Annotated in this window: 2 protein-coding genes; one reads left to right on the top strand and one right to left on the bottom strand. The window is 68.4% G+C overall.

The genetic code is table 11. The annotated features are described in order from the left end of the window. Positions 1–187: 187 nt before the first annotated feature. Positions 188–589 (top strand): helix-turn-helix domain-containing protein, encoded by a 402-nt coding sequence (locus ACFWF3_RS36655; RefSeq protein ID WP_379318818.1) that lies wholly within the window; start codon positions 188–190, stop codon positions 587–589. A gap of 25 nt (positions 590–614) precedes the next feature. On the opposite strand, the gene ACFWF3_RS36650 is transcribed toward ACFWF3_RS36655, so the two are convergent. Further along, a partial coding sequence (locus ACFWF3_RS36650) for a TetR/AcrR family transcriptional regulator (RefSeq protein ID WP_379318816.1) occupies positions 615–1,158 on the bottom strand: 544 nt, incomplete at its 5' end.

The following is a 1,158-nucleotide window of genomic DNA, read 5'->3' as shown; positions in this document are numbered from 1 at the left end:
CCCGCTGAACTCTTGGAGTGCTGGCGCGCTCGAGCGGGGCCCTTCGGGCCCCTGATCTTCCCTCCCTCCGGGTACTCCTTCGTCGCACCCTCCGCTCAGTCCAGATCAGGGCGGGCCCCTTGGTCGTTGGTTACGCCCAGAGCAGAAGAGCCGGGTGTTTCGGTCCGGGGATCCCTACGCTCGGAGTATGGGCGAGCACAGCGGGTTGCGGGTGATTCCAGGCGGACGCGGCGAACAGCAGTCGCGGCCGGAACCACTCTGGCGTGAGGCGCTGGGTGAACGGCTGCGCGCGCTGCGCCTGGAACAGCGCTCCACCCTCGTCGATACCGCGGGCCGGGCGGGTATCTCGCCGCAATATCTCTCCGAGGTCGAGCGCGGGCGCAAGGAGCCATCGAGCGAGATGATCGCCGCCCTGGCCGGCGCCCTCGGTACTTCGCTGGGCGATCTCGTCGCGCAGGTAGCCGAATCCATGCGCAGGCACGCCCTCGTGCCGACACGCGCGGTCGTGCTGGGCGGGCAACGCCAGATCGCTCCCTCGAGCTCCGCACCTCTCGCGCCGGCCCCGAACGCTGTCCTGCTCGCCGCCTGATCAGGACATCACCAGGCCGTGGTGGTCAGCCGTCCACTGCCGCGATCGTGCGGCCGGCGGCGATCTGGCTGCGGAGTAGGTCGACGATCGCGCTGACGGGGAGTTCGGGGTCGATCGCGCGCTGTACGCCGAGGCCGATTCCGAGCGAGAGTAGTTGCAGCGCCGCATCTTCGGCGGAAAGTGGGAGTTCTAGGCCGAGTTGATCGGCCTGCGTCTGGATCACCGAGGCGAGCATTGCCGTCAGGGTGCGTCGGCGCTCGGCGAGTTCGGTGCGGATCTCGGGCATGTGCCGGGTGCTCGTCGCGAACTCGACTTCCAGTGCGGTCCAGCCGACATCGCCGATGTTCTCGTCGGCCCATCGCGCGAATCCTTCGATCCGCTCCGTCAAGGTGTCGTGCGCCAGCATCGCGTCCACGAGCGACTGGGCGCGCTCAACGTGGACGACGTCGAGCACGGCCAGGCCCAATTCGTGCTTGGTCGCGAAGTTGGAGTACACCGCGCCCTTGGAGAACCCGGCCTCGGTGGCCACCTTCTCCAGGGGGGTCACGTTGTAGCCGTCGGCCATGAAC

It is taken from the genome of Nocardia sp. NPDC060220, from assembly GCF_042727815.1.
In the GTDB taxonomy this organism is placed as follows: domain Bacteria; phylum Actinomycetota; class Actinomycetes; order Mycobacteriales; family Mycobacteriaceae; genus Nocardia.
Note: the sequence above shows the minus strand (reverse complement) of the source record. Positions and strands in the feature narration are given on the sequence as shown.

Excerpts from the sequence above, each read along its gene's own strand:
- ACFWF3_RS36655 (WP_379318818.1), top strand. The coding sequence starts at position 188 with ATGGGCGAGCACAGCGGGTTGCGGGTGATTCCAGGCGGACGCGGCGAA.